This is a genomic window from Salinivibrio siamensis (genome assembly GCF_001996005.1).
In the GTDB taxonomy this organism is placed as follows: Bacteria; Pseudomonadota; Gammaproteobacteria; order Enterobacterales; family Vibrionaceae; genus Salinivibrio; species Salinivibrio siamensis.
The window spans coordinates 18,252-45,137 of record NZ_MUFB01000003.1; the positions used below are offsets into that span (position 1 = coordinate 18,252).

25 protein-coding genes and 6 tRNA genes are annotated in these 26,886 nt (G+C 52.9%); 16 read left to right on the top strand and 15 right to left on the bottom strand.

The window, feature by feature from the left end:
* Positions 1–25 precede the first annotated feature (25 nt).
* The 8 genes from BZG73_RS02450 to lolB all read right to left on the bottom strand — a co-directional run bounded on the left by BZG73_RS02450 (position 26) and on the right by lolB (position 4,922).
* Positions 26–100: transfer RNA gene (locus BZG73_RS02450), tRNA-Gln, on the bottom strand.
* 17 nt (positions 101–117) lie between these two features.
* A tRNA-Leu gene (locus tag BZG73_RS02455) sits at positions 118–204 on the bottom strand.
* Between the two features lie 51 nt (positions 205–255).
* Positions 256–332: transfer RNA gene (locus BZG73_RS02460), tRNA-Met, on the bottom strand.
* Positions 333–601: 269 nt separating this feature from the next.
* On the bottom strand, positions 602–1,693 hold the full coding sequence (gene ychF / locus BZG73_RS02465) for a redox-regulated ATPase YchF (protein WP_046073697.1): 1,092 nt from the start codon (positions 1,691–1,693) through the stop codon (positions 602–604).
* Positions 1,694–1,717: 24 nt separating this feature from the next.
* Positions 1,718–2,308 (bottom strand): aminoacyl-tRNA hydrolase, encoded by a 591-nt coding sequence (gene pth, locus BZG73_RS02470; protein WP_077667484.1) that lies wholly within the window; start codon positions 2,306–2,308, stop codon positions 1,718–1,720.
* A 193-nt stretch (positions 2,309–2,501) separates the two neighbouring features.
* The gene (locus tag BZG73_RS02475; protein ID WP_046073862.1) at positions 2,502–3,449 is read right to left on the bottom strand and encodes a ribose-phosphate pyrophosphokinase; all 948 of its coding nucleotides are present in this window, start codon (positions 3,447–3,449) and stop codon (positions 2,502–2,504) included.
* Positions 3,450–3,481: 32 nt separating this feature from the next.
* Positions 3,482–4,339, bottom strand: a complete 858-nt coding sequence (gene ispE / locus BZG73_RS02480) for a 4-(cytidine 5'-diphospho)-2-C-methyl-D-erythritol kinase (protein WP_077667485.1) — start codon at positions 4,337–4,339, stop codon at positions 3,482–3,484.
* Positions 4,332–4,922 (bottom strand): lipoprotein insertase outer membrane protein LolB, encoded by a 591-nt coding sequence (gene lolB / locus BZG73_RS02485; RefSeq protein ID WP_158075260.1) that lies wholly within the window; start codon positions 4,920–4,922, stop codon positions 4,332–4,334. The genes ispE and lolB overlap by 8 nt, the downstream gene beginning before the upstream one ends.
* Positions 4,923–5,240: 318 nt before the next feature.
* Here lolB and hemA point away from each other — a divergent pair, with 318 nt between their 5' ends.
* From hemA to BZG73_RS02535, 10 genes are all read left to right on the top strand, one after another.
* A complete protein-coding gene (hemA, locus tag BZG73_RS02490) occupies positions 5,241–6,500 on the top strand; it encodes a glutamyl-tRNA reductase (protein WP_046073693.1) in 1,260 nt (419 codons plus the stop codon).
* 11 nt (positions 6,501–6,511) lie between these two features.
* A complete protein-coding gene (prfA, locus tag BZG73_RS02495) occupies positions 6,512–7,600 on the top strand; it encodes a peptide chain release factor 1 (RefSeq protein WP_046073692.1) in 1,089 nt (362 codons plus the stop codon).
* A complete protein-coding gene (prmC, locus tag BZG73_RS02500) occupies positions 7,600–8,445 on the top strand; it encodes a peptide chain release factor N(5)-glutamine methyltransferase (RefSeq protein WP_077667487.1) in 846 nt (281 codons plus the stop codon). Before prfA ends, prmC begins: the two co-directional genes overlap by 1 nt.
* A gap of 31 nt (positions 8,446–8,476) precedes the next feature.
* Positions 8,477–8,860 carry a SirB2 family protein gene (locus tag BZG73_RS02505; protein ID WP_046073861.1) on the top strand — a complete coding sequence of 128 codons (384 nt, stop codon included), beginning with the start codon at positions 8,477–8,479 and terminating at the stop codon, positions 8,858–8,860.
* Positions 8,861–8,862: 2 nt separating this feature from the next.
* On the top strand, positions 8,863–9,672 hold the full coding sequence (locus tag BZG73_RS02510) for a SirB1 family protein (RefSeq protein ID WP_046073690.1): 810 nt from the start codon (positions 8,863–8,865) through the stop codon (positions 9,670–9,672).
* Positions 9,673–9,703: 31 nt separating this feature from the next.
* Positions 9,704–10,555: a 3-deoxy-8-phosphooctulonate synthase gene (gene kdsA, locus BZG73_RS02515; protein WP_077667488.1), complete on the top strand. Its 852-nt coding sequence runs from the start codon at positions 9,704–9,706 to the stop codon at positions 10,553–10,555.
* A gap of 251 nt (positions 10,556–10,806) precedes the next feature.
* Entirely contained in the window at positions 10,807–12,153 is a 1,347-nt protein-coding gene (locus BZG73_RS02520; RefSeq protein ID WP_077667489.1) for a Na+/H+ antiporter NhaC family protein, read from the top strand.
* Positions 12,154–12,425: 272 nt separating this feature from the next.
* A complete protein-coding gene (gene ushA, locus BZG73_RS02525; RefSeq protein ID WP_077667552.1) occupies positions 12,426–14,099 on the top strand; it encodes a bifunctional UDP-sugar hydrolase/5'-nucleotidase UshA in 1,674 nt (557 codons plus the stop codon).
* A 98-nt stretch (positions 14,100–14,197) separates the two neighbouring features.
* A complete protein-coding gene (gene ybaK / locus BZG73_RS02530; RefSeq protein WP_077667490.1) occupies positions 14,198–14,671 on the top strand; it encodes a Cys-tRNA(Pro) deacylase in 474 nt (157 codons plus the stop codon).
* Between the two features lie 17 nt (positions 14,672–14,688).
* Entirely contained in the window at positions 14,689–15,306 is a 618-nt protein-coding gene (locus BZG73_RS02535) for a LysE family translocator (RefSeq protein ID WP_077605845.1), read from the top strand.
* A 69-nt stretch (positions 15,307–15,375) separates the two neighbouring features.
* On the opposite strand, the gene smrA is transcribed toward BZG73_RS02535, so the two are convergent.
* Positions 15,376–15,960, bottom strand: coding sequence for a DNA endonuclease SmrA (gene smrA / locus BZG73_RS02540; RefSeq protein WP_077667491.1), 585 nt, complete (start codon positions 15,958–15,960; stop codon positions 15,376–15,378).
* A gap of 145 nt (positions 15,961–16,105) precedes the next feature.
* Positions 16,106–16,243, bottom strand: coding sequence for a DUF3149 domain-containing protein (locus BZG73_RS02545; RefSeq protein ID WP_046073685.1), 138 nt, complete (start codon positions 16,241–16,243; stop codon positions 16,106–16,108).
* A gap of 308 nt (positions 16,244–16,551) precedes the next feature.
* On the opposite strand from BZG73_RS02545, the gene BZG73_RS02550 reads away from it, so the two are divergent.
* The 3 genes from BZG73_RS02550 (at position 16,552) to BZG73_RS02560 (ending at position 16,976) form a co-directional block, all read left to right on the top strand.
* Positions 16,552–16,643, top strand: a tRNA-Pro gene (locus BZG73_RS02550).
* A gap of 53 nt (positions 16,644–16,696) precedes the next feature.
* Positions 16,697–16,773: transfer RNA gene (locus tag BZG73_RS02555), tRNA-Pro, on the top strand.
* Between the two features lie 126 nt (positions 16,774–16,899).
* A tRNA-Pro gene (locus BZG73_RS02560) sits at positions 16,900–16,976 on the top strand.
* A gap of 187 nt (positions 16,977–17,163) precedes the next feature.
* On the opposite strand, the gene BZG73_RS02565 is transcribed toward BZG73_RS02560, so the two are convergent.
* On the bottom strand, positions 17,164–17,601 hold the full coding sequence (locus BZG73_RS02565) for a DUF411 domain-containing protein (RefSeq protein ID WP_077667492.1): 438 nt from the start codon (positions 17,599–17,601) through the stop codon (positions 17,164–17,166).
* Between the two features lie 12 nt (positions 17,602–17,613).
* Positions 17,614–20,427 (bottom strand): cation transporter, encoded by a 2,814-nt coding sequence (locus BZG73_RS02570; protein ID WP_077667493.1) that lies wholly within the window; start codon positions 20,425–20,427, stop codon positions 17,614–17,616.
* Positions 20,428–20,530: 103 nt separating this feature from the next.
* On the opposite strand from BZG73_RS02570, the gene cueR reads away from it, so the two are divergent.
* Positions 20,531–20,992 carry a Cu(I)-responsive transcriptional regulator gene (gene cueR, locus BZG73_RS02575; protein ID WP_077667494.1) on the top strand — a complete coding sequence of 154 codons (462 nt, stop codon included), beginning with the start codon at positions 20,531–20,533 and terminating at the stop codon, positions 20,990–20,992.
* A gap of 3 nt (positions 20,993–20,995) precedes the next feature.
* Here the strand turns inward: cueR and BZG73_RS02580 are convergent, their stop codons facing one another.
* From BZG73_RS02580 to tesA, 3 genes are all read right to left on the bottom strand, one after another.
* Positions 20,996–21,850, bottom strand: coding sequence for a co-chaperone YbbN (locus BZG73_RS02580; protein ID WP_077638602.1), 855 nt, complete (start codon positions 21,848–21,850; stop codon positions 20,996–20,998).
* Between the two features lie 432 nt (positions 21,851–22,282).
* A complete protein-coding gene (locus tag BZG73_RS02585) occupies positions 22,283–23,128 on the bottom strand; it encodes an SDR family oxidoreductase (protein ID WP_077667495.1) in 846 nt (281 codons plus the stop codon).
* Between the two features lie 11 nt (positions 23,129–23,139).
* Complete coding sequence (gene tesA, locus BZG73_RS02590; RefSeq protein WP_077667496.1) at positions 23,140–23,754, bottom strand: multifunctional acyl-CoA thioesterase I/protease I/lysophospholipase L1; 615 nt, start codon at positions 23,752–23,754, stop codon at positions 23,140–23,142.
* Here tesA and BZG73_RS02595 point away from each other — a divergent pair.
* A complete protein-coding gene (locus BZG73_RS02595) occupies positions 23,753–24,439 on the top strand; it encodes an ABC transporter ATP-binding protein (protein ID WP_077667497.1) in 687 nt (228 codons plus the stop codon). The genes tesA and BZG73_RS02595 overlap by 2 nt on opposite strands.
* The gene (locus tag BZG73_RS02600; RefSeq protein WP_077667498.1) at positions 24,429–26,870 is read left to right on the top strand and encodes an ABC transporter permease; all 2,442 of its coding nucleotides are present in this window, start codon (positions 24,429–24,431) and stop codon (positions 26,868–26,870) included. The genes BZG73_RS02595 and BZG73_RS02600 overlap by 11 nt, the downstream gene beginning before the upstream one ends.
* Positions 26,871–26,886 lie beyond the last annotated feature (16 nt).

Sequence of the window (26,886 nt, forward strand, 5' to 3'; positions counted from 1 at the left end):
CCCACATGATGTGGGCTTTTTAATATGGCTGGGGTACCAGGATTCGAACCTGGGAATGACGAGATCAAAACCCGTTGCCTTACCGCTTGGCGATACCCCAGTAGGCGTTGCCTAACTTGGTGCGGAGAGAGGGACTTGAACCCTCACGTCCTTTCGGACACTAGCACCTGAAGCTAGCGCGTCTACCAATTCCGCCACCTCCGCAAAAGGTGGGTAACTCGGCAATAAAAAACGCTGCCAAATTACAAAAATACATGGTGGCTACGACGGGATTCGAACCTGTGACCCCATCATTATGAGTGATGTGCTCTAACCAACTGAGCTACGTAGCCACGCTATAAGGCAAAAGCCTTAAGACGGAACGGATTATGCGGATCGAGAGCCTGAGCGTCAAGTATGGCTACCCATTTTTTTATGATTTTCATCTCGTTGGCTGCAATATTCACCAGTTTGTGCTGATTTTGCCAACAGTATGCGTACAAGGCTTGCTCTGGACAGTGGTGAGGTCAGTTGTAAGACAAAAAAAGCCAGCCCGTAGGCTGGCTCAAAATTATTAGGGTGGGGTCTCGACAACACACCCATGGGGCTTAACGCTTGCGCGTTAAACGTTGAAACGGAAGTGAATGACATCGCCGTCTTTAACAATGTACTCTTTGCCTTCAAGACGCCACTTACCGGCATCTTTGGCACCGCTTTCGCCATTGTTAGCAATGTAATCATCATAGCCAACCACTTCGGCGCGGATAAAGCCTTTTTCAAAGTCGGTGTGGATTTTACCTGCCGCTTGTGGCGCGGTAGAGCCAATCGGCACTGTCCAGGCGCGCACTTCTTTCACCCCTGCGGTGAAATAGGTATGCAAGGTAAGCAGCTCGTAACCGGCGCGAATAACGCGATTAAGGCCCGGCTCTTCCAGGCCCATTTCATCTAAGAACGCGGCCGCTTCTTCGGCGTCTAGCTCGGCAATTTCGCCTTCAATTTCGGCGCACACAGCCACCACGGTCGCGCCTTCTTGGGCGGCGATGTCGCGCACTTGATCCAAATATGGGTTATTTTCAAAGCCATCGTCGTTAACGTTGGCAATGTACATGGTGGGCTTGAGCGTCAAGAAGTTAAGATACTGCACCGCAGCGGCTTCTTCTTTGCTCAGTTCGACTGAGCGCAACATGTTGCCTTCTTCCAGCACAGGCAGCAGTTTTTCCAATACCGTCAGCTCAAACTTGGCGTCTTTATCGCCACCTTTGGCTTTTTTAGCGTTGCGCTGCATCGCGCGCTCACAGCTTTCTAGGTCGGCGAGCGCCAATTCGGTGTTAATCACGGCAATGTCATCAGCAGGATCGACTTTGCCCGACACATGGACAATATTGTCATTTTCAAAACAGCGTACCACATGGCCAATGGCGTCGGTTTCACGGATGTTGGCCAGGAATTTGTTACCCAGGCCTTCACCGCGTGATGCACCCGCGACCAAGCCGGCGATATCGACAAACTCCATGGTGGTCGGTAGCACTTTTTGTGGGTTCACAATTTTGGCTAACGCATCCAAGCGCAAGTCAGGCACAGGCACCACGCCCGTGTTTGGCTCGATGGTACAAAATGGAAAGTTAGCGGCGTCAATGCCCGCTTTGGTCAGTGCGTTAAATAGTGTGGATTTACCTACGTTTGGTAGGCCCACGATGCCACATTTAAAACCCATGAGATGGTAACCCTTTAATCAAAATTACTGTGCTTTGAAGGTATGTAAACGATTTTGCGCTTTAGCAAGATCGTCTTTGAGCAGTATTTCAAGGCTGCGAACCGCCTCATCAGTGGCCTGTTCTAACAGACTCTGCTCATTGGCAGGGGCTTTGGTAAGCACATATCCCGCCACCTTATCCTTGTGACCCGGATGGCCAACACCAATCCGGAGTCGATAAAATGATTTATCATTTGCCAGTTTGCTGATGATGTCACGTAGCCCATTATGGCCACCGTGCCCACCACCTTGTTTAAACTTGGCCACACCGGGTGGTAAGTCTAGTTCGTCATGCGCCACCATGATGGCGTCGACGGGAATATTGTAAAAGTTGGCGAGTGCTTGCACGGCCTTCCCGGACAAATTCATGTACGTGGTTGGGATCAACAAACGCAGATCTTGCCCGTGGATATTGATACGGCCCGTCAAACCAAAGAATTTTTTCTCTTCTTTTAACGGTGCATTGTGGATCCGCGCAAGCTCTTGCACGACCCAAGCGCCCGCGTTATGGCGTGTTTGGGCATATTCTGGCCCTGGATTGGCCAATCCAACTAGTAAGCGGATCTGATTACTCACAACGTTTCTCGCTATTTGTCTACTTATCGTAGCCGGTGAGCATCGCGCCCACGCAAAAAGGCGACATATCCTACCATTGTTGTGACTAGAGGGTCGAGCCAGCACCGACAAATGGCAGATAAAAAAACACCCCGCACAAGGGCAGGGCGCTTAGGGGCTGTTGCTGAGGTTAACTCAGTGACCTATGGCTAACTTACGAGTTAAACATCGCAGAGATAGACTCTTCGTTGCTGATGCGGCGAATCGCCTCAGCGAGCATGCCAGAGAGCGTTAATTGCGATACGCGGCCAGTGGCCTGGATTTCAGCGCTCAATGGGGTGGAGTCCGTCACCACGATTTCATCAATCACAGACTCAGCGATATTTTTCGGGGCATCGCCAGAGAAAACCGGGTGAGTGGCGTAAGCGAAGACGCGCTTAGCCCCGCGGTTTTTCAACGCTTCGGCGGCTTTACACAGGGTGCCACCGGTATCAATCATGTCATCAACGATGATGCAGTCACGCCCTTCGACGTCGCCAATCAAGTGCATCACTTGTGAGACGTTGGCACGTGGACGACGCTTATCGATAATGGCGATGTCAGTGTCATCCAGCAGCTTCGCGGTTGCACGCGCGCGGACCACGCCGCCAATGTCAGGAGACACAACCACAGGGTCTTCCAGGTTCTTCGCCAGCATGTCTTCAAGCAGAACAGGGGTACCAAAGATGTTATCGACCGGTACGTCGAAGAAGCCTTGGATTTGTTCAGCGTGAAGATCCACCGTAAGGACGCGGTCAACACCCACGTTAGAAAGGAAATCTGCAATGACTTTTGCGGTGATAGGAACACGAGAGGAGCGGACGCGGCGGTCTTGACGGGCATAACCAAAGTAAGGGATCACAGCGGTTATGCGGCCAGCCGATGCACGTCGAAACGCGTCTATCATCACGACCAGTTCCATTAAGTTGTCATTGGTCGGGGCGCAGGTGGACTGGAGGACGAACACGTCACTACCGCGCACATTCTCGTTAATCTGAACGCACACTTCACCGTCAGAAAAACGGCCTACAGTGGCGTCACCCAGTGACATGTAAAGACGGTTTGCGATACGTTGGGCGAGAACGGGTGTCGCGTTACCAGCGAACAGCTTCATATCAGGCACGGTGGAAACCTCGGGTTGCATCCATTTAGTAGTCACTGACCGACGGTTTGTTGCTGCAGCACATCAAGTAGGGGTGAACGATTCAACCCACGTGCAACAAACCCTGTCAGCCAGTTAGGCATAGTGTCGAGTGTGGCCTGGGCATCTTGTGCAGTGTCAAACTCGGCAAACACGCACGCGCCTGTCCCAGTCATCCTAGACGGCGCGTATTCTAGCAGCCACGAAACAGCCTTATCAACCTCGGGGAATTGTTTACGGGCTATCTTTTCGCAATCGTTTTCGTATTTTTGTGCCATTAGCGCAGAAACTGTGCGCTTTGGCGTGTTTCGTTGCAACTGAGGGTGAGTGAAAATTGCAGCGGTTGAGATAGACACGTCAGGCTTTACCACCAAGTAGTATTTCTCGCGCGGCGCGACGGGCGTAAACACCTCTCCAATGCCTTCTGCKACTGCCGCCTGGCCATAAATGAAAATCGGCACATCGGCACCCAGCGTCACGCCAAGTTGCGCCAGCGCTTGTTGGCTGACTTGGGTTTGCCACAGATGATTGAGTGCGACCAGCGTGGTGGCCGCATCGGATGACCCACCGCCAAGGCCGCCGCCCATAGGAAGGCGTTTTTCCACGTCAATATGTGCGCCTTGTTGGCATCCCGTATATTGCTGCAACGCTTTCGCGGCTTTGACAATCAAGTTGTCGTTTTCACTGACCCCCTCTATCGCGGGGCTGAGGCTGATCGTGCCACTCGCGTTCGGCGTAATAGCTAGTGTGTCGCCATGGTCGAGAAACTGAAACAGGGTTTGCAGCTCATGATAGCCATTGTCGCGACGACCGGTGATGTAGAGAAACAAGTTAAGCTTGGCAGGCGCGGGCCAAAAGGTGGCTTTAGTCATTATCGAGCGTCCAATCAGAAATCATTAACTTAATGGTTTGCTGGCCTTTGGTAAGGGTAATACGTGTGGGTAGCGCAGGCTGCGTGTCAGCGCTGTAGTCTTGATAATCAATGTCCCAGCCCTGCGCTCCTTTGAGGGTCGCGACACGGTTATCTGGCCCAAGCAAAAAGGTGTCTTGCGCGCGCGGTAGGCCAATGAGCCAAGGGGCAAGGGCATCAACAGGCAATGGCGCGCCAGTTAAGTAGGCCATCAGACGCGCAGGGTTAGGGTCTTGATAGGTCTCCCCTTGGTCATCAATCACGGTCGCGCCTCGGGCATTCATGGTTAGCGACAGCAAGGTGGTGCCGAGAAAGTTGGTGAGCCGCAGTTGAGATTGGGCGGGCGAGTGCCGCCAGTACAAATTGGCAGAAAAACGCGTACTGGGGGCAATAAACGCGACCTTACCCCGTGCGGTGTAGCTATTCACCGATGCTAAGGCGTCGCGATGGCTCTGCCACTCAGTCGTGGGGGCTGGGGCAGTGGCACACCCCGCGAGTAGCGCTAAAAACAACGCCAAGACGCTCACGCGTAAAGAGGAGAACATCAAACCGAATATCCTTTTTGTTTTGGTCAACCGAGCATGGGTTTCGTCAGCCGACCATGGGTTTGGGTCAGACGACATCAATCGCTGTGTAACGCTACTTTGCCACAAGCGCCGGAATGAGAGAAGCCAGTCAAGCGCTTGGTTGTGTGGAGGAAAGAAAGGAATGTTTGTGGTTGTACACCTTTACATCGATCTCGTGAGGCTTCACATTTCCGTGCCACGAAAATGCTGCGATACAATGTTCGCTTTAATTCGCGGGGGGCATCAAGTAAAATCCTCCGCTCCAATCCTTACTGGTGCTGTCGGTAACAACGCTTCATGAGCCTGTTAGTTCTCGGAATTAATCACAAAACGGCCCCCGTCGAGCTGCGGGAAAAGGTCGCCTTTTCGCCGCAACAACTTGAGCAGGCGTTAGGGCAGCTTTCCGAGCATCCGCAGGTGCGCAGTTGCGTGATCGTTTCAACCTGCAACCGTACTGAGATTTATGCTGAGTTAAACCAGCCGGGTGTGGGGGTATTGGTGGAATGGCTAACGCGCTTTCATCAGCTCAGTAGCGACAGCCTAATGGCCAGCATTTATTACCATGAAGAGCAATCTGCGGTGAAGCACTTGATGCGGGTGGCGTGCGGGTTAGACTCCTTGGTGTTAGGCGAGCCGCAAATACTGGGGCAAGTGAAGCAAGCGTATGCCAGTGCTGGTGACGCGGGGATGATTTCTGGCTCATTGGAGAAATTGTTTCATAAAGCCTTTGCGGTGGCGAAGCGGATCCGTACCGAGACCGAGATTGGCGGCAATGCGGTGTCAGTGGCCTTTGCTGCTTGCACATTGGCGCGCCAGATTTTTGAGTCGTTATCCGACGTAACCACCTTGCTCGTGGGCGCTGGCGAGACCATTGAACTGGTGGCCAGGCATTTAAAAGAGCACCAATGCAGTCAGATTATTTTTGCTAACCGCACACAATCACGCGCGCAGGCACTTGCCGAGCAATTTGACGCGAAAGTGTCGGGGCTCGATGCCCTTGAAGAGCAACTCTGCCACGCTGACATTGTGATTAGCTCGACGGCGGCGCCTATGCCATTGATTGAAAAGGCGATGGTAGAAAAAGCCTTGAAACAGCGGCGTCACCAACCCATGTTGCTGATTGATATTGCCGTCCCGCGTGACATTGATGAAAACGTGGGCAGTCTCGCGGACGCGTATCTCTACAGCGTGGATGACTTACAGTCGATTGTGGAGCACAACCGCGAGCAGCGAAAACTCGCGGCGATTCAAGCCGAAGCGATTGTGACCGAAGAAAGTGCTGATTTTATGCGCTGGTTACGCTCACGCGAAGCGGTAGACAGTATCAAGCAGTACCGTACACAGTCTGAACACATTAAACAGGCGGAATTGGAGCAAAGTATTCAGGCTCTAGCCAATGGCGCTGACGCAGAAAGCGTATTACGCCAGCTGAGTAACCGTCTGACCAATAAACTGATCCATCCCCCCACGCAGGCGATGCAGCAAGCGGCGCAAAATGGTGAGCCGGATAAACTGGCGGTGATGCGCGTTTGTTTGGGGCTGGACAGTGACAACTAACGAAGAGACATATGAAAGCATCAATATTAGCCAAGCTAGAGTCGCTATCTGAGCGTTACGAAGAAGTTCAGCACCTGCTCGGCACCCCAGACATCATTAATGATCAGAACAAATTCCGCGCGTTGTCGAAAGAGTATTCGCAGCTGGAAGAGGTGATCAAGTGCTTCAGTGAGTTCAAGCAAGCGCAAGAAGACTTGGCTGCCGCAAAAGAGATGGCCAACGAAGACGACGCAGAGATGCGTGAAATGGCGCAAGAAGAAGTCGCGCAGGCTGAACAAACCATTGCATCACTGACCGATCAGCTCCAGATCCTGCTGCTGCCGAAAGACCCGAACGATGACCGCAATTGCTTCCTAGAAATTCGCGCCGGTGCCGGTGGGGATGAAGCCGGGATTTTTGCCGGAGATTTATTCCGCATGTATAGCCGTTATGCTGAGCAGCGCGGCTGGAAACTGGAAATTATTAGTGCCAGTGAAGGGGAGCACGGCGGCTTTAAAGAAGTGATTGCCCGTGTTGCCGGTGAAGGTGCGTATGGTGTGCTTAAGTTTGAATCTGGCGGCCATCGCGTACAACGGGTACCCGCCACGGAGTCACAAGGGCGCGTGCATACCTCGGCTTGTACCGTGGCGATTTTGCCAGAAATTCCAGAAGCTGAAGCCCCTGAGATTAATCCAGCTGATCTGAAAGTTGACACCTTCCGTGCATCCGGTGCCGGTGGTCAGCACGTCAACACCACAGATTCTGCCATTCGTATTACTCACTTGCCGACCGGCACTGTAGTGGAATGTCAGGATGAGCGCTCGCAACACAAAAACCGCGCCAAAGCGATGTCGGTATTGGCGGCACGTTTGATTAAGGCAGAAGAAGAAAAGCGCGCCGCAGAAGAGGCGTCAACGCGCCGCAACCTGTTGGGCTCGGGCGATCGCTCAGACCGTATTCGCACCTACAACTATCCGCAAGGACGGGTGTCGGATCACCGAATCAACCTGACTTTGTATCGCCTCGACGATGTGATGCAAGGCGATCTTAATAGCTTGGTCGACCCGGTGATTCAAGAGCACCAAGCCGACCAACTTGCCGCCTTGTCTGAGCAGCAATAATGACAGCGACGATCAGCGCATTACTGGCCGATAGCACCACAGAGCTGACTGCCTTATCGGGCGGGTCTGCAGGCGTCGACGTAAGAGCGTTGCTCTGCCATGTGTTAGGACAGCCAAGTAGTTACCTTTACACCTGGCCAGAGCGCAAACTAACTGCAGCACAATTGGCGCAATTTCGTCAGTTGTTTGCTCGTCGCCTCCAAGGTGAGCCTGTGGCGTATATTTTGGGCTATCGCGATTTTTGGACGCTACGACTCAGTGTCTCACCCGCAACCTTAATCCCGCGCCCTGAAACCGAGCTGCTGGTGGAGCAAGCGCTGGCCGTGCTGCCTCCGACGCCTTGTCGTGTACTGGATTTGGGCACCGGAACGGGCGCCGTGGCTTTAGCTATTGCGAGTGAGCGCCCCGATATCACAGTCGTGGGGGTTGATTTGATGCCTGAAGCCGTGGCCTTGGCAAGCCGAAATGCGCAAGACAACCACCTCGCTAACGCACATTTTATTCAAAGTGACTGGTTCAGCGCACTCAGCGATATGAATCGGTTTGACGTGATTGTGAGTAATCCACCGTACATTGACAGCGATGACCCACATCTTCATCAGGGAGATGTTCGCTTTGAACCCGCCAGTGCCTTGGTAGCCGAAGAAAGTGGCTTAGCCGCGATTCGTCACATTGGTAAAAACGCGCCCACGTATCTGGTCGACGGGGGGTGGTTGATGGTTGAGCATGGTTACAACCAAGGCGAAGCGGTCCGGGCGGCATGGAAAGACGCCGGCTGGCCCGATGCCAAAACACAACAAGACTACGCTGGGCTCGATAGAGTCACCTTGGCACAGCGACTTTAACTGACACTGATAGGAAGCAGGAATCGTTATGATCTACATGGCCCTGAAGCACACCCACTTACTGACCGTGGTTTTAAGTCTCTCATTATTTGTGATCCGGTTTGTCTGGGTAATGCGCGACAGTGAGATGATGAATAAAAAATGGGTCAAGGTCACGCCGCATGTGGTCGATACCCTATTATTGAGCACCGGTGTGGCGCTGATTTTTGTGACCGGGTTTATTCCCTTCACCGAATCTGGCGCGTGGCTCACGGAAAAGCTGACCTGTGTCTTGGCTTACATTGCCTTGGGCTTTGTGGCCTTGCACTACAGCCGAGGTAAATTATTCCGAACGGTAGCCTTTTTAGGCGCATTAGGGTGGGCCTATGCCGCGGCTAACCTTGCACTACTCAAAGTTCCTCACGTAATGGGATAAACATGATGCCATTAACCGATCAACAATTAGACGCGCTGACATTGGCAGAAGGGGCGGCGACCCTGAACCATGCCATCGACTCGTCAGTCGATGTGCATCAGGTTAAAGCGTCACTGGATCGCCTTGCCGACGAAGCGGAGCACCAGCTTGGTGCCGAGCCCGATATGGCATTACGTCTGGATGGCCTGTGCCGTCTGTTTTATCACCAGTGGCAATTCAAAGGCGACATCGAGCAGTATTTTTCATCGGATAACGTCTTTATTAATAAAGTATTAGAGCGAAAAACTGGGATCCCAGCCTCATTGGGCGCTGTCTTTTTATATCTGTGCGAGCGCTTGTCGCTGCCGGTTAAGCCAATGGCGTTTCCTAGTCAGCTGGTACTGCGTATTGATGAGTTGGAAGACGCGCCGGTTTTCATCAACCCGTTTAACGGTGAACGGGTTAATGAACGTATTTTGCGTGGCTGGCTAAAAGGGAGCCAAGGCCCACTTGCCGAGCTTGAATCGTCGCACTTGCAGCCAAGTGACAACCCCACCATTATCGGTCGTTGGCTCACTGTGGCGAAAAGTGCGCTATTACGGGAAGAAAAATACGCCATGGCGCTGCGTTGTAGTGAACTGGCGCTAACCTTTAGCCCTGATGATCCTTACGAGATTCGCGACCGTGGCTATATTTTCCAACAATTGGATTGCGATCGTGTGGCGGCAACTGACTACGAGTATTTTATTGAGCAATGCCCGGACGATCCGGCGGCAGAACTGCTAAAAATGCAAGTAAAGGCGCTTAACGAAGAGCAACCAACGTTACATTAATGCGTGATCACGCATGACTAAGGATACCTGTATGACGCAAAAAACCGTCCACATTGGTGACACCCCTGTTGCCAACGATCGCCCGTTTACCTTGTTTGCCGGCATGAACGTGCTGGAATCACGCGATTTGGCCATGCAAATTTGTGAGCATTACGTCAAGGTGACCGACAAGCTTGGCATTCCGTATGTTTTCAAAGCCTCATTTGACAAGGCGAACCGCTCATCAGTGCATTCTTACCGTGGCCCGGGCATGGAAGAGGGGCTCAAGATCTTTGAAGAGCTAAAAAGCACCTTCGGCGTCAAAGTGATTACTGACATCCACGAGCAATATCAAGCGGCACCGGTGGCGGAAGTGGCGGATGTCATTCAATTGCCCGCCTTCTTAGCGCGCCAAACCGACTTGGTTGAAGCCATGGCAAAAACCGATGCGGTGATCAACGTTAAAAAACCTCAGTTTATGAGCCCTGGACAAGTGGGCAACATCGTCGATAAATTTGCCGAGTGTGGCAACGAGAAAGTGATCTTGTGTGAACGTGGTAGCTGCCACGGTTACGATAACTTGGTGGTGGATATGCTGGGCTTTGATGTGATGAAAAAGGCCTCTAACGGCAGCCCGATCATCTTTGATGTTACCCATGCGCTGCAATGCCGTGATCCACAAGGCGCGGCATCGGGTGGACGCCGTCAGCAAACGGTTGATCTGGCTCGTGCGGGCCTAGGCACCAAAATTGCCGGCTTGTTTATTGAAGCGCACCCAGACCCAGACAATGCCCGTTGTGATGGGCCGTCAGCGCTGCCATTGGACAAACTTGAGCCGTTCCTGGCACAAATGAAAGCGCTGGATGATGTGATTAAAAGCTTTGCAGACATCGACATTCGTTAAACGAGTGTCAATACACAAAAAAGCTGCCGAAATGGCAGCTTTTTTTGTATCTGCGGACACACGATATGGCAGGCATGACGAAATGGTTGCGTGCACCCAAGCACGAATTCAGAGTTATTAACTGAGCAACCCGTCAGCAATCTAGACAAGCAATCAAGATATTTAGATGTTTAGACGTCCATTTATTGACTGGACGGCTAGAGGTCTGTAACCTTGATCACAGTTTTAAAAGAGGTATTACAAAAACTGCCATGACAACATCAGCAAACACCACACCGCGACCCTCAGCGCTCGCACTTCTCCCCCTACTTTTATTTTTATCCCTTTTTATCGGGGCGGGCGTGTATTTTACCTTAGAAGGTGCGGACTACGCGTTTTATCAGCTTCCTGCGCACGTTGCTATTCTGCCAGCAGTGATTTTGGCTATTGGCTTGAGCCGTGAGCGCCTGAACACCGCCATTGAACAGTTTATTCGCGGTATGGGGCACGGTGACATTATTGCCATGTGCTTGATTTATTTGCTCGCTGGCGCCTTTTCCGCGGTCGCCGATGCCACGGGTGGGGTAGAGGCCACGGTTAACTTGGGACTGACCCTGATCCCAGAAAGCTTAATCTTACCCGGGCTATTTGTGATTGCCGCTTTCATCTCAACGGCAATGGGCACCTCGATGGGCACCATTGCCGCGTTAGCGCCTTTTGCATTGAACATGGCGACAGCCACGGGGCAGGCACCAGCCGTAATGGCCGGCGTGCTGCTAAGTGGGGCGATGTTTGGTGATAACCTTTCTTTTATCTCTGACACCACCATTGCCGCGACGCGCTCACAAGGCTGTAGCATGCGTGACAAGTTCAAAGAGAACGTGGGGATAGCCATTCCTGCCGCGGTTGCCGCGATTATTCTGTTTGTATTTAACAACCAAAGCGCACCCGTTGACGCACCAGAGAGCATTAACTACCTGGCGGTATTACCCTATTTGTCGATCATTGTATTGGCGCTGGCGGGATTAAACGTGTTTGTAGTGCTCACCGCTGGGATTGCATTGGCGCTATGTGTGGGATTAATGAGCACCCCAGACTTCACGCTGCTTACCTTCAGCCAAGAGGTCAAAGCAGGCTTTGCCAGCATGCAAGAAATCTTTGTTCTGTCGCTGATGATTGGTGGGATTGCCGAGCTGATGCGCTGCCAAGGCGGACTGAGCTTTTTGACCCAAGCCGTGAACCGTGTGATCGCCCGCTTTGAGAAAAACCGCGGTGCGCATCACTCCCGCGCGAGTGAATTTGGTATTGCCTTGTTGGTGTCTTTTTCCAACTTGTGTACCGCCAACAACACGGTCGCGATTGTGGTCTCTGGGCAAGTGGCGAAAAACATTGCCAGTGAACATTCGGTGCCGGCCAAACGCAGTGCCAGCTTGCTGGATATCTTTTCTTGCGTGGTACAAGGCCTGATCCCGTATGGCGCACAAATCCTGCTACTCGGCGCGAGCTTTGGCTTGTCGCCGTTGGTGATTGTTAGCCACTCTTACTACTGTTTCTTCCTCGCAGCCTCCGCATTGATTGCGGTGATTAGCCGCCGATGGTGGCAAGCACGTCGCGCTTAATCGCTATAGTTAATACATCACGGCGCTGTCTTTTCTTGTCTAGATAGGTAAGCAAAGGCTGCGCCGTTTTTGAACTGTCTAGAGTGCAGGCTCTAGAAATATTGTCTCGATCACCAAAGTCGCCCTACCTAGGCGTTGTAAGGTGATCGCAGCAACAAAAATATGAAATCACTCAGCACCATAGCATCAATTCTTTTAGACTAGATAGCGTTTTATAACCACCGACAATGATGTCGATGGTGGTTTATCCATCGCTAAAAAGGTCTATGATCATGAAGRAACGTCTTTGTTTAAAGGCAGCGGTCAGCGCTGCGTTAATTGCATCATTGGCAGGCTGTGCCAACTCTGGTTCAGAGACACAAGAGCAAGGTTGGGCGCCAGATACCACTTATAAACTCACCATTCTTCATACTAACGATCACCACGGTCGTTTCTGGCACAACCGCTATGGCGAATACGGCATGGCAGCACGTAAAACCTTGATTGATGATCTGCGCGCTGAAGCCAAAGCCGAAGGCAGCGACGTGCTGCTGCTATCGGGTGGTGACATCAATACCGGTGTACCAGAGTCAGATTTGCTGCAAGCGGAGCCTGATTTTAAAGGGATGACCCAAATTGGTTACGATGCGATGGCTATCGGTAACCACGAGTTTGATAACCCGCTTAGCGTGCTTGAACAGCAAATGCAGTGGGCCGACTTCCCGATGCTTTCTGCCAACATTTACGACAAAGAAACCGGTGAGCGTAAGTATCAGGCTTACGAAATGTTTGAGCGCAATGGTCTGAAAATTGCGGTTGTGGGTCTGACCACCGAAGACACGGCCAAAATTGGTAACCCAGAATACATTGGCTCGCTCGACTTCCGTGACCCGAAAGCCGAAGCGAAAAAAGTGATCGCCAAGCTCAAAGAAACCGAGAAGCCTGACATCATCATTGCGGCGACCCACATGGGTCACTACGCAGACGGTAAAAGTGGTGTTAACGCCCCGGGCGATGTGGCGCTAGCGCGTTACATGGATGAAGGTGATCTCGACCTTATCATCGGCGGCCACTCACAAGAGCCGGTGTGTATGGAAGGCCCGAACATGTATAACAAGAGCTTCGAGCCTGGTGATGCCTGTACGCCGGACCAACAAAATGGCGCGTGGATTATGCAAGCCCACGAGTGGGGCAAGTATGTCGGTAAAGCGGAATTTGAATTTCAAAACGGCGACCTTAGCCTTGTTAGCTATGACCTGATCCCGGTTAACCTTAAGAAGAAAATTAAGGTTGATGGCGAGAAAAAACGCGTCTTTATTCAAGATGAAATTGAAAAAGACCAAGCACTGTATGATTTCTTGAAGCCTTACCAAGACAAAGGCCAAGAGAAGCTGAGTGTGAAAATTGCTGAGAGCAATGGCAAGTTAGTGGGCGATCGCAACATTGTGCGCTTCCAGCAGACTAACTTAGGTCGTTTGATTGCAACCGCTCACATGGAGCGCGCCAAAGCAGACTTTGCGGTCATGAACTCAGGCGGTGTGCGTGACTCTATCATTGCCGGTGACATCACCTATAAAGATGTGCTTAAAGTGCAGCCATTTGGCAACATGGTCACCTATACCGACATGAGCGGTAAAGAAGTGATGGATTACCTGAATGTGGTAGGGACCAAGCCAGTTGATTCGGGTGCCTACGCGCAATTTGCGGGTCTGTCGATGGTTGTCGAAGACGGTAAAGTCCATGACGTGAAGATTGGCGGTGAGCCAATTGATATGGATAAAACCTATCGCTTCACCGTGCCAAGCTTTAACGCCGCGGGCGGCGACGGCTATCCAAAACTGACTAATCACCCTGGTAACGTCAATACCGGCTTTGTTGATGCAGAAGTACTGAAAGACTATCTGGAAGACAACAGCCCAATCGATGTCAACGACTATGCGCCACAAGGCGAGATCGTTTACAAATAAATGGCTGTAAGATTGTCAGAACAAAAAGCGGTACCGATGCGGTGCCGCTTTTTTTATGTAATCATTAGTGACTGGTTTACAAACAAGTGGCAAAAACGATGACGCCTGCAATTAAATTAGCAGAAAAACAAAGCATTGCGTTTGAAGTTCACCAGTACCAGCACGATCCCAATAACCTTAACTTTGGTGAAGAAGCTGTCCAAGCGTTAGGGCAAGATCCCGCTCGGGTATTCAAAACATTATTGTTTTGTATTAATGGTGACAGCAAGCAGCTGGCGGTGGCGGTTGTCCCCGTGAAAGGCAGTCTCAATCTAAAAGCCGCTGCCAAAGCGGCGGGTGGTAAGAAAGCGACCATGGCCGATCCGCAAGTGGCACAGCGCACAACAGGCTATCTGGTAGGCGGGATCAGCCCGCTTGGTCAGAAAAAGCGGCTACCGACGTTTGTCGACAGCTCCGCACAGCAGTTTGAGACCATTTGCGTCAGTGCCGGGCGGCGTGGACTGGAAATCGAACTCTCACCGGACGATCTGCTGTCTTTAACCGTGGGGCAATATGCCGCGATTGGCGAATAAATAAGAAGGATACACAGATGACACTTACCATTTGGGCGTCGCTCGCGTTGGTTTGCATGCTAGGAGCGATGTCGCCAGGTCCTAGTTTGGTAGTAATGGCAAAGCATAGTCTTGCCAATAGCCGCTTACATGGCATTGTCGCTTCATGGGCACACGCCTTAGGGGTTGGCCTCTATGCGCTCATTACCATGTTAGGGCTGGCGGTTATTTTTAAGCAGTCTCCGCTACTCTTTACCATTATTGCCTATGCCGGCGCTGGGTACCTTGCTTGGTTAGGGGTGAAGTCCTTGCTGAGTAAGGGCGGGGTTGCAGCCAAACTAGAAGCGGGACAACCCGCCAGCTTAGGTGAGGCGGCACGCGATGGGGCGATGATCTCAATGTTAAACCCCAAACTGGCGTTGTTTTTCATTGCCTTGTTTAGCCAGTTTGTTGCGGTGGGTACAGACCTCTTTAGCCGCAGTGTGATTGTGTTGACACCGTTATTGATTGATGGGCTCTGGTACACCTTGATTGCCTTTTTGTTATCCAGCCCTGCCATTGTTGACAAGCTACGTCACCACGGTGCGTGGGTGGATAAACTCTCGGGCGTGGTATTGATTGCATTAGCCGTGCGTGTGGTGGTGACGCTGCAATAGCGAGACATAGCAAGGGAAGCAGACGGAAGCGTTATTAAAAAGACTGGCAGCTCGCCAGTCTTTTTGCATTTAGGGGCGGTGGCTTAAGTGACGCTCGCGGGTCTCTAGCTTTTTCTCTTGGCTTTTTTTCAGCATCACATACAAAGCACCGGTGCCGCCTTGGTGGCGCAGTGCTGAATGGTAGCAAAGCACGTCTGAAATTTGCTGTAGCCACTGACAGACATAGCTTTTCATCATTGCCGGTGGATTACTGCGCTCCCCTTTCCCATGCACAATGATCACGGTGCGTACATCCATGCGCTGGCATTGTTTTAAAAAGCGTAGAATTTCATCGCGGGCTTTTTCTAATGACATCTTGTGCAGGTCGAGCCTTGCGTTGACGTCATATTTGCCGAGTCGCAGCTTACGAAACACCCCATCTTGAACACCGTCGCGCTTGTAGGCCATCACCTCGTCGGGTTTTACCATGTGCGCGTACTCGAGTGACAGGTATTCAGGGTCGCTGTTTGCCAGCTTCTGCGCGGCTTGTTGGCGTGCAAGCTGGGCTTCAGTGGGCTGATGAGATCCTGTTTGATCCTCAACCGTGTCCTGCTTGATGGGCGCGACATCTGACATCATTTCTCGGAACAGCTCAAATTCGTTTTTATCACTCATCACTACAGTGCCATGTGCGTCGTGGAGTCATTTTGGGACAGTATAAACGAAAATAAAAAAAGAAACCTAGAGTCACACTCTGTGACCAACCATGCAACTCTAGGTTAAGCAAGTTTGCTTAAAGATAGGTAGGCAATAAAACAGGTTATTGAGGTTTGGAAGTCATCACCTTGTAGACAAAATAGCCGCCGAAAAAGCTGATCAGGCCAAATGTACAGATGATGACAATCATGGATGACAAGCCCACGGCGTTGCCGAAAAGTAGATCAAGCCAAAAGTCCATAGTCTGTACCCTCGTGTCCGTTAATGTAGGGTCAGGATGCCAATAGGAAGCAGGTTGAATACTGATCAGGATCAAGAGAAATGGCGAACAAATTATCAACATTTGTTAACAACGATCTGATCACAAACTGCGCGCAACTGATGCGAGTTTCACCGTTTAAAGTGGTTGAATGAAAAAATACGCCGCTAGGGCTTGAGGTTTCGCGATGCTTGAGTATGATAGGCGACCTCAGCAGGCAGGATGCGCTTAAACGCATACTGAGCTGCTTGACAAGTTTGCCACCCATTCGTAAAACTTGTCAGAGATGTCGGTGAATAGCGCAGTTTGGTAGCGCATCTGGTTTGGGACCAGAGGGTCGGGGTCCGGAAGCCGGTCCAATCGAATCCTTCTTCACCGACCACTATTTTTAAGCTCGGTAACCTAGGGTTGCTCGGCTGATGTAAAGAACATTGTCGGTGAATAGCGCAGTTTGGTAGCGCATCTGGTTTGGGACCAGAGGGTCGGGGGTTCGAATCCCTCTTCACCGACCACTATTAAGGTAGTGGAGAGCGAATTTGGTCGGGGGCCGGGAGCCCGGTCGCATCGAATCCCTCTTCACCGACCACTATTTTAAACTGAGTGATCGAAGGTTACTCAGTTGACGTAAAAATTATTAACGGTGAATAGCGCAGTTTGGTAGCGCATCTGGTTTGGGACCAGAGGGTCGGGGGTTCGAATCCCTCTTCACCGACCAACGCAAAACCCCAGCCTTTTGGCTGGGGTTTTTTCATTTCAAAATGGAGCATCGGAATTATGCTTGCAGAGGGTCGGGGTCCGGAAGCCCGGCCCCGCGGAAGGCCGCCCCATCGAATCCCTCTTCACCGACCAACAAGAAACCCCAGCCGAGAGGCTGGGGTTTTTTCGTTATAGTGGCAGGGTGTTTATGGTTTTGGGTAATGCTGGAAGGCTTGTGTGTTGCCTTCGTCATCAAACGCCATCACTGTGTAGGGCTGGTGGCGGTCACCATATTCCATGCCCGGCGAGCCGATCGGCATGCCAGCTACCGCCAGGCCTTCTAACCCAGTATGGGTCGCGAGTAGCTTTTTCACCTCTTTGGCTGGCACATGCCCTTCAATCACATAGCCGTTGATACGTGCGGTATGGCACGATTGCATCTCCGCGGGTACGCCCATTTCTTGCTTGATGGACGCCATATCGTCATGCGGTTTAACCTCCAGCTCAAAACCGGCTTGCGCCATATGCTCAACCCAGTCGTCGCAACAGCCACAGCTGGGAGATTTATACACCACCCCGCTTGCGGCCATCGCTGAGGCACTCATCAGACTCACGGTCGCTGCAAGTAGTTGTAAACGCTTCATTGTCGCTCCTTGTTATTTGTCGTTTGATTTTATTTTGAAAAAACGTAGTCGATTGGCGTTGGTCACCACCGTAATCGAAGATAGCGCCATCGCGCCCCCTGCGATAACTGGGCTGAGCAACATGCCAGTAAATGGATAAAGGATGCCGGCCGCGACTGGGATCCCTAAGGTGTTATAAATAAAGGCCCCAAAGAGGTTCTGCTTCATATTGCGCACGGCGGCTTGAGACAAAGCAATCGCGTTGGCGAGAGCGCCGAGGTGTTGGTGCATTAACGTAATTTGCGCACTTTCTATGGCAATATCACTGCCACTGCCCATAGCGACACCTACATCGGCTTGTGCGAGTGCAGGCGCGTCATTAATGCCATCACCGACCATAGCGACGCGTTTGCCTTGCTGTTGCAGCTGTTGAATTTGTTCCGATTTCCCATCGGGTAGCACCCCAGCAATCACGTGATCAATCCCTAGCTGACGACCAATGGCATTGGCCGTATCAGGGTGGTCACCAGAGAGCATGATCACTTCGAGCCCTTGCGATTGCAGGTTGGCAACCGCCTCAATCGCATCGTCACGAATAGGATCACTGACGCCAATCAGCGCTTGCACACTGTCTGCATTGGCAAGATAGATGGCGGTCTCGCCACGCTGAGTCATGGCATCGATGGCACTTTGATGGGAGGAAGTCTCTATCCCCTGTGCGTCCATCCAGGCTTGGTTGCCAATGAAGTAACGCGTACCATCAATCTGCGCCTGGATCCCTTTGCCAGATTCGCTGTTAAAGTCGTTTGACGTTGGCAGCGAGAGATCCTGTGCCTTGGCATAATTAACAATGGCCTGCGCCAGCGGGTGCTCGGAGTGTTGCTCCAGTGAGGCGGCGATCGCCATCAAGTGCTCTTGGTCGCCGTTAATCGCTTTTACATGGGTCACTTCCGGCTGGCCGCGTGTCAATGTGCCGGTTTTATCAAAGACCAGAGTATGGAGTTTGGCCGCGGTTTGTAGCGCATCCGCATCACGAATTAATACCCCGACTTCGGCCGCGCGACCGACCGCCGCGGTGACCGATAAAGGCGTGGCGAGGCCAAGCGCACATGGACACGCGATGATTAGCACGGTAGTGGCGGTGACTAGCATATAGCTGACCGACGGTTCGGGGCCGACAACATACCAGATAGCCGCTGTGACCAACGCAATGGCGACCACGATCGGTACAAACACCGCGGAAATGCGGTCGGCAAGCTTGGCCAGCTCGGGTTTACTGCTTTGAGCTTCGCGCACCAAATCGATAATACGCGCCAGCATGGTATCGCTACCGACGCCGGTGGCTTTAAACGTCAAGCTCCCTTTTTGGTTGACTGTCCCGGCGTGCAGGGTGTCTCCCTGTTGTTTGCTGACCGGCACGGGTTCACCCGTGAGCATCGACTCATCGATATAGCTGTTGCCATCGACCACTTCGCCATCTACCGGCACTTTCGCCCCCGGTTTTACCCGTAGCGTCATCCCTTGTTTAATTTCATCAAGCGGGCGCTCCGTCTCCTGGCCGTTCTCGATAACCAGCGCCGTGGGCGGCTGCAAATCAAGTAGCTGATCAAGCGCTTTGGAGGTATTGGCACGCGCACGCGCTTCAATCGCGTGGCCTAAGCTGATTAAACCAATGATCATCGCTGAGGCTTCAAAGTACACATGACGTGCCTGCTCGGGGAACAGGGCAGGGGCAAGCACCACCGCAGTAGAATACAGCCATGCCGCGCCTGTCCCGAGCGCCACCAAGGTATCCATGGTGGCACGTTTGTGCTTCAGTGCTTGCCAGGCATTGGCGAAGAAATGACGGCCCCCGGTGGCGAGCAGCAAGAGGGTAAGGATGGCCACCGCGCCCCACGCCCACTGATCTTGGTTGGATTGAATGGTCATGCTGCCACCCAATATCCCCCAAGCCATTATCGGGCCACCCAGGCCCAAGCCAGCGATCGTGCTGCGTTTAAAGTTTTTTAACTCGGCGGCTTGTTGGTGCTGCTGGCGCTCGCGACGATCATTGTCATCCTCGACTTTCTCTGCGCCATAGCCAGCGTTTTCCACGGCCTCAACGATGGCGTCAGGTGCGGCGTTGCCTTTTACAATCGCACTGCGCTCGGCCAGATTCACACTTACATTGGCCACACCATCAACGCTGTTGATCGCGTTTTCGACACTGCTTACACAGCTAGCACAGGTCATTCCCGATAATACGTATTGCTGACGGGTCGTCTGGTTGGTAGTTTTTGCGGTGTCATCGCTGGATGAATGCGCTTGTTCAGAGCCAGAAGCGGCGGAGCGGTTGTGTGAACTGTCACTGGGCTCGGCGTCTGACTCTTTATCACTGTCTATGTCTGAGGTTGCGTCATGGTCAGTGTGAGCGCTTTGGTCATCGTTGGTGGCAAGCTCAGCCTGATAGCCGAGCTGATCAACCATTTTAATCAACGTATCAGCAGTTAAGCTGGTGTGGACGTGCGCCTCTGTTTTACTCACCGAATGAGAAAACACCGTGGGCTGCTCGTCCAGCGCTGCTTCGACTTTGGCCACACAACGGCCGCAGTTTAGCCCACTTAAGGTGAAGTAGTGACGGTAGCCGACCTGATAGCCGAGCGCTTCAATCGCGGTAACCGCTTGGCGTAGCGGGTACTCAGTGCTCTCACCCAGGGCTTCTAATGACACTGACTGGGTATCAATGTCCTCAATGCGAACCCCGTCGATATCCTCAAGCGCTTTTGTCACTTTTTTCACACAGCCTTGGCAGCTTAAGCCACTCAGCGGCAGTGTGTAGTAGGTGATGTTAGTGTCGGTGGTGGTCATTGCCTCTCCTTATCGCCTGACGTCATTCGATGTTGGCGATTGTCGCAACTTCAGTTAGGCTAAACTGTAAACCTTATAGCTACTGGAAGGTCAAGCGAGTAAAATGAAAATTCAACAAGTGGCAGAAAAAACCGGCTTAACCAGCAAAACCATTCGCTTTTATGAGCAGAAAGGGCTGATCACGCCACCGCATCGAGCGGAGAACGGCTATCGCGATTATCGCGAGCAGCATATCAATGAGCTGCAAATGATCCGCCGTGCACGATTGGTGGGGTTTACCTTGGAAGAAAGTGCGGATTTGTTGGCGTTATCGCGCGATCCGTCGTTACGGAGTGCCGATGTCAAAGCGCGCGCCGAAAGTAAACTGGTAGAAATTGATGAGAAAATCACGGAACTGGCGGCGATGAAAACCACCCTTCAAGCGCTCACCCAAGCGTGCCCCGGTGATGGAGATGCGCAGTGCCCGATCATCGAAGCACTGCGCGGAGACAGTGAGCTAGGTGAGTTAGACTCTAGCYCCTCAAGTTGTTGCGCGTCAGGGGCTGAACCGCCCGCGACAAACTAACCGTTAGTAAAGCAGCGAATAGAGCTGACGACGATAACGCGACGCGACTTCATTGCCTTGGCCGAGTGCGGTAAGAATATCCATCAGGGTTTTCTTGGCTTCACCCTCGGCATGGTTCATATCGCGGCGAAGAATGTTCATCAGTAACTCCAGCGCCTCTTCACTGCGATTAATCTGATTAAATTGCACCGCCAATTCATAGGCGACGTTGGCATCGTCTGGGTTCTCTTCGAGTTGGGCCTGCAGACGGCGAATTTCAGGGGCATCAACCGCTTGGTTATGCAGCTCAATTTTTGCCACCAAACTTTTGTAGGTCGCGTCTTGGTCTTGCATCAGCACGGTATCCAGCAGCGCTTGCGCCGCATCAAACTGATGAGTCTCGACCAAGCATTCTGCCATCGCCAACTTATACTCGCCTTTATCGCCGTGGCTGGTTTCCAGTGGCTTTAAAATCACCAAGGCATCGGTGTAATTGCCTTCGGCCATGAGCTGACGCGCTTGCTCAAACGCTTGATCTTCCGGGCTGGGCAAATGCTTGTTAAGCATCTCGCGCACGGTCTCTTCATTTTGCGGGCCGGCAAGGCCATCCACAGGTTGACCGTCTTTAAACAGCGCCAAGGTTGGCAGCGCACGCACGCCAAACTGCGCGGCAATAAGCTGCTGCGCTTCACAGTCGATAGTTGCCAGCGTAAAGCTGCCATGGCTGTCGTGAGCAATTTGTTCAACCGTGGGCTTAAGCTCCACGCTTTCAGGCATCATGTTCGCCCAGAAGTACACCAGCACCGGCGTGCGAGACGACGACTCGAGAATCTGCTGAAAATTATGCTCGGTTAATTCGACGATATAGTTTGCGTTCATCATGGATCCTGACCAAGTGGATTTTCCTTAAGGGTGGGGGCAAACGTGCAGAAATTCAAGCAACTGGGCGTGTATTTGGGCGTGTGATGGTGGATCGTACCGAAAGACGAAAAGGGGCGAAACGTAACAGGCACGAAAAAGCCACCCGAAGGTGGCCTGTTTCGTCGGTCTGCAAGCGAAGTCATTACAAAGCAAGTGCGAGTTACAACACGAGCACCACGCACAAAGCGACGCTCAAGCAGAGCCAGTTCAATTGATGCAAGGTCATCAGCCGGCTCCTTTATGATTGTTATCGAGGATGTTGCGTTGTCGATGGACAGTGTCCTAACGGACGTTGTCCACCAGTGACTACCAGATTAGCGCTCGTCTATGACAAAAGTATGACAAATGCGACAGCAGCCACGCTTTTGTGGTGGTTTTTTCGCTGTTGCATCAACCGCCTTTGAGCAATACCCGATCGAGCCAACGACTGGGAAGGAGCCGTTTGAGGATTGCCATCCACACTGTCGGTTGGGTCACGCGATAACGCACTTTGGGGCGAGGCGAGAACAAGGCATGCGTCAGCGGCGCGACAAGCGCGTCGGCAGGCAACGTATATTTGTTGCCGCCTTCGTCCGCCGCGAGGCGGTCAAGTTGGGCTTGGTAGGCCTGCTGATGACGGCTTTTATTGAGGTCGACCCAGTGTTTAAAGGCGCTGAGCGCATTGGCACGAAATGCCGTTTCAATTGGGCCAGGCTCAATCAAGCTCACCTTAATCGGTGTGTCGCTCAGCTCTAAACGCAAAGTATCGGTCCAGCCTTCGAGGGCAAACTTGCTGGCGTTATAGGCACCGCGATACTTCAATGCCACGATGCCCAGCACCGAGCTGTTTTGCACAATGCGTCCTTCGCCGTAATTAAGCAGCATCGGCAATAAGGCTTGGGTTAAATGGTGCCAGCCAAACACATTGGTCTCAAACTGAGCGCGTAAGGCATCGGTGGGCAAATCTTCCAGCGCGCCGGGTTGGCCATAAGCACCGTTATTAAACAGTGCAAAGAGTTTGCCGCCTGTCATTTGCTCAACCGCCTCGACTGCCTGGTTGATGCTGGTCGTGTCTGACACATCCAATTGAATACAGGTTAAGCCTTCTTGCTGTAACCGGCTGACATCGTCTGGCTTTCGGCAACTGGCAATCACCGTGTGCCCTTGCTCATGCAAAGCTTTGGCGCAGGCATAGCCGATGCCGGTGGAGCAGCCGGTGATTAAAATGGCGTTGTTTAATGGCGAAGCCGTTTCCATGACATCCTCACTCATGATTGTGGCGCGTCGGATAAATAAGGCGCGAGCTTTTCTGCCATAAAATCGGCAATCCAAGCTTGTGCGGCGGGCATCGGGTGAATGCCATCATCACGCATCCATTCAGGCTTTTGGATCACAGTCTCCATAAAAAAGGGCAGCAAGGGGGTTTGTGTTTGCGCTGCCAGTGTAGGATAAATATCAGCAAACCCTTGTGCATAGCGCTGACCATAATTAGGCGGGATTTGGATTTGTACCAACAAAGGCGTGGCATCGGCCGCGCGGGTTTGAGTGATCAATTGCTTAAGGTTGTCTCGTATACGTTTAAATGGCCAACCGCGTAGGCCATCGTTGCCGCCGAGTTCAATCAGCACCCATTCGGGCTGGTGGTGTTCTAATAATTGCGGCAGACGCTGCAGGCCATTGGCGGTGGTGTCGCCAGAAATACTGGCGTTAATCACCTCAACCTCGACATTATGTTCTTCGAGCGCGCGCGGTAGCTTAGCAGGCCAGGCTTGTTCAGCCGCCATTTGGTAGCCAGCGCTTAAGCTGTCACCAAGGACAAGGAGCGTTTGTGCACTGGCACTGCTCACCCACAAAAAACACAACAAAGTAAGGATGCGTAACATGGCCTCTCCTGTTATTCGAGCCGAAAAAATTGCAAAACATGTCGTGACACGCGAACAACCGCTTACCATTCTGCAGGATGTCTCGCTACAAATCGAGGCAGGCGAGTCGATTGCATTAATGGGTGTGTCCGGCGCAGGAAAATCCACCTTGATGACCTTGCTTGCCGGATTAGATACGCCCAGTGAAGGCGAGGTCGATCTGCTTGGCCACAAGCTTTCCACCTTGGATGAAGATGCGCGCGCGGCGCTGCGAGCCGAATCGGTAGGGTTTGTGTTCCAAAGTTTTTTACTGGTGCCCTCACTGAACGCGCTTGAGAACGTGATGCTGCCGCTGACTATTCGCGGTGAGGAAGAAGATGAAACCCGTGCCAAGCAACTGCTGGCCTCGGTAGGGTTACAAGGACGGGAAACACACTTACCTTCACAGCTCTCTGGCGGGGAGCAGCAACGGGTGGCTCTGGCGCGCGCCTTTATTATCCGCCCACAAGTGCTGTTTGCCGATGAGCCGACCGGCAACCTTGACCAAAAAACCGCGGCGACCATCATCGATTTATTGTTTGAGTTGAACGAAAAGCATGGCACCACCTTGGTATTGGTCACCCACGATCCGGCGCTGGCAAAGCGTTGTCAGCGTACCTTGATGATGGACAGCGGCAAACTACAGGAGCGAGTGAATGGCGAGTAAAAACGGACTACTCAATCGCTGGGCGTGGCGTGAACTGTTACACGGGCAAATTTGGCCAGTAGCGGTGGCGCTGGCACTGATCATCACCTGTGTGTTTGCGCTGTCAGCACTGGCCGATCGCATTGAAAACGTGCTCACCCAGCAAGGGCGCAACCTGATTGCCGCCGATACCGTCCTGCGTACTCGTCAGGCGCTTAATACCGAACAAATTGAGGCGTTTAAACAAGCCGGCGCTACGGTATCTGCCCAAACCCGCTTTGGCACCATGGCGTTCAGCGAGCAAAACATGCAGCTGGTGAGTGTAAAAGCGGTGGACAGCCTTTATCCGCTGCGCGGAGACTTGGTGCTGGAGCAAAACGGCCAAGCGATTGGCGGTGACCGCCGCATTCAACCCGGTGAACTATGGCTGTCTGAGCGGGTGTTCAGCTTGCTGGATGTCAAACCCGGCGACAGCGTCTCGATTGGTAACCTCGATTTAAATGTGAGCGGCACCTTGGCCGCAGAGCCGGAGCTCTCATTTAACCCCTTTAGCCAAATGCCCGCGGTGATGATGCACCGTGCCGATGTGCCGGCTGCGGGCGTGGTGCGCGAAGGCAGTCGGGTGCGCTATCGCTACTTTTTAACCGGTGACGAGCCCAGCTTAAGTGCAGCTAAAGCCAGCTACACGCTGCAAGATGGCGAGCGCTGGGTGGATGAAAACACCTCCGATCGCACTGGCGATATGCTGGATCGCAGCCGTCAGTACTTGTCGTTAACCGTGGTGCTGGTGATTGTGATGGCCGCGGCGACGTTAACCTTAACCTGTCAGCACTATGCCAAAAGCCGTGCGGATTTGGTGGCGATGCTAAAAAGCCTCGGCGCTAGCCAACAATGGGTGCGACGCTGGTTGGCTCGGCAGTTAACCTTATTGTTTGTCCTTGCTACCGCCGTGGGCTTGGCTGCCGGTTACACGCTTGAAGTGTTATTGCGCTTGCCGCTGACCGATGTGCTGCCTTCGCCATTACCAAGCTATGGCTGGGTGCCTTGGGTGCTTGCGCCCGGTGTCGCGCTGTTGGTGGCGCTGCCAGCCTTGGGGGTGCCGCTGCTTAAACTGCTGGATGCGCCCGCGTTGGCCGCCGTGCAATCGCAGGCTGCCATCGGACGTCGCCGTCGTGGCACCGCGGCTGTTTTGATTGCGATACCTGTGGGGGCGCTTGCACTGTGGGCGTTTGACAACACCTTGCTATGGACAGTGCTGGGGGCGATGGCGGTGATGATCGTCTTGCTGGCGCTGGCAGGGTTAGGCCTGCTTAGGTTGGTGAAATCACGGGTGCGTGCGCCGTCGGTCAAGCTCGCCTTAAGCCGAATTACCCGCAACAAACTGGCCAGCAGCGTGCAGTTAGGGGCGCTGGCGATCTCCTTTATGCTCTTGGCGATTATCTGGCTGCTGCGCACCGATTTGCTTGCCGATTGGGGACGGATGCTGCCGCCCGATGCGCCTAATGTGTTTGCGCTGAATATCGCCCCGAGTGAGCAGCAAGACTATGTGGGTGAACTCGACGAAGCCAGCCTAATGCGCTCCGATGCCTACCCCATAGTGCGTGGCCGGCTGGTGGGCAAAAACGGTGAGCGTTATCAGCTCCCAACCGACGAGGCCGAGCGCGATGAAGCGGATGAGGCCTTGCGCCGCGAGCTTAATTTTACCTGGCGTGACAGCTTGCCGTCGCACAACGAGGTGATTGCCGGAGACTGGCCAACCGAGAATGGCGTGTCGGTAGAGGCCGACATTGCCGAGCGTTTGGAGATTGAGATTGGCGATAGCCTGACCTTTAGCGTGACCGGCCAAGACTTTACCGCCACGGTGAACTCGATTCGTGAAGTCGAGTGGCGCAATATGCGGCCTAACTTCTACTTTATTTTCGACCGCGAGACGCTCGCCGACAAACCCGCTAACTGGCTGGTGAGCTTCAGGCTCGATGAATCACAAACCCCGCTGCTCAATCGCTTGGCGCGGGAGTATCCGACCGTCACGCTGCTTGATTTGCGCACCATGAGTAGCCGTATTCAGTCGATTTTGCGTCAAATTGGCTTGTCGCTTTCGGTCTTGGCAGGGCTGGCGGTGATCAGTGGCTTGTTGCTGCTACTGACTTTGCTGCGTATCAGCCTGAGCGAACGCCAGCAGGAGATAAACCTCTACCGCACCTTAGGCGCGAGCCGCACTCGTATTCAACGCACCTTGTGGAGCGAATACGGCGTGATGGCCTTTGTATCGGGCTTAATGGCAGTGCTCGGCGCAGAAGCGGCGATGGTCGGCCTGCTGAAATGGGGCTTTGAAATGGAGGTACGCCTGCACCCTGAGCTTTGGGCGGTGTTGCCGGTGTTGGCGGTGGCGCTGGTGTTTGTCACGGTGGCCTCGATGCTGCGTAAACTGATTGACCCGCAACGGCGTTAACGCGATAAAACGTGTC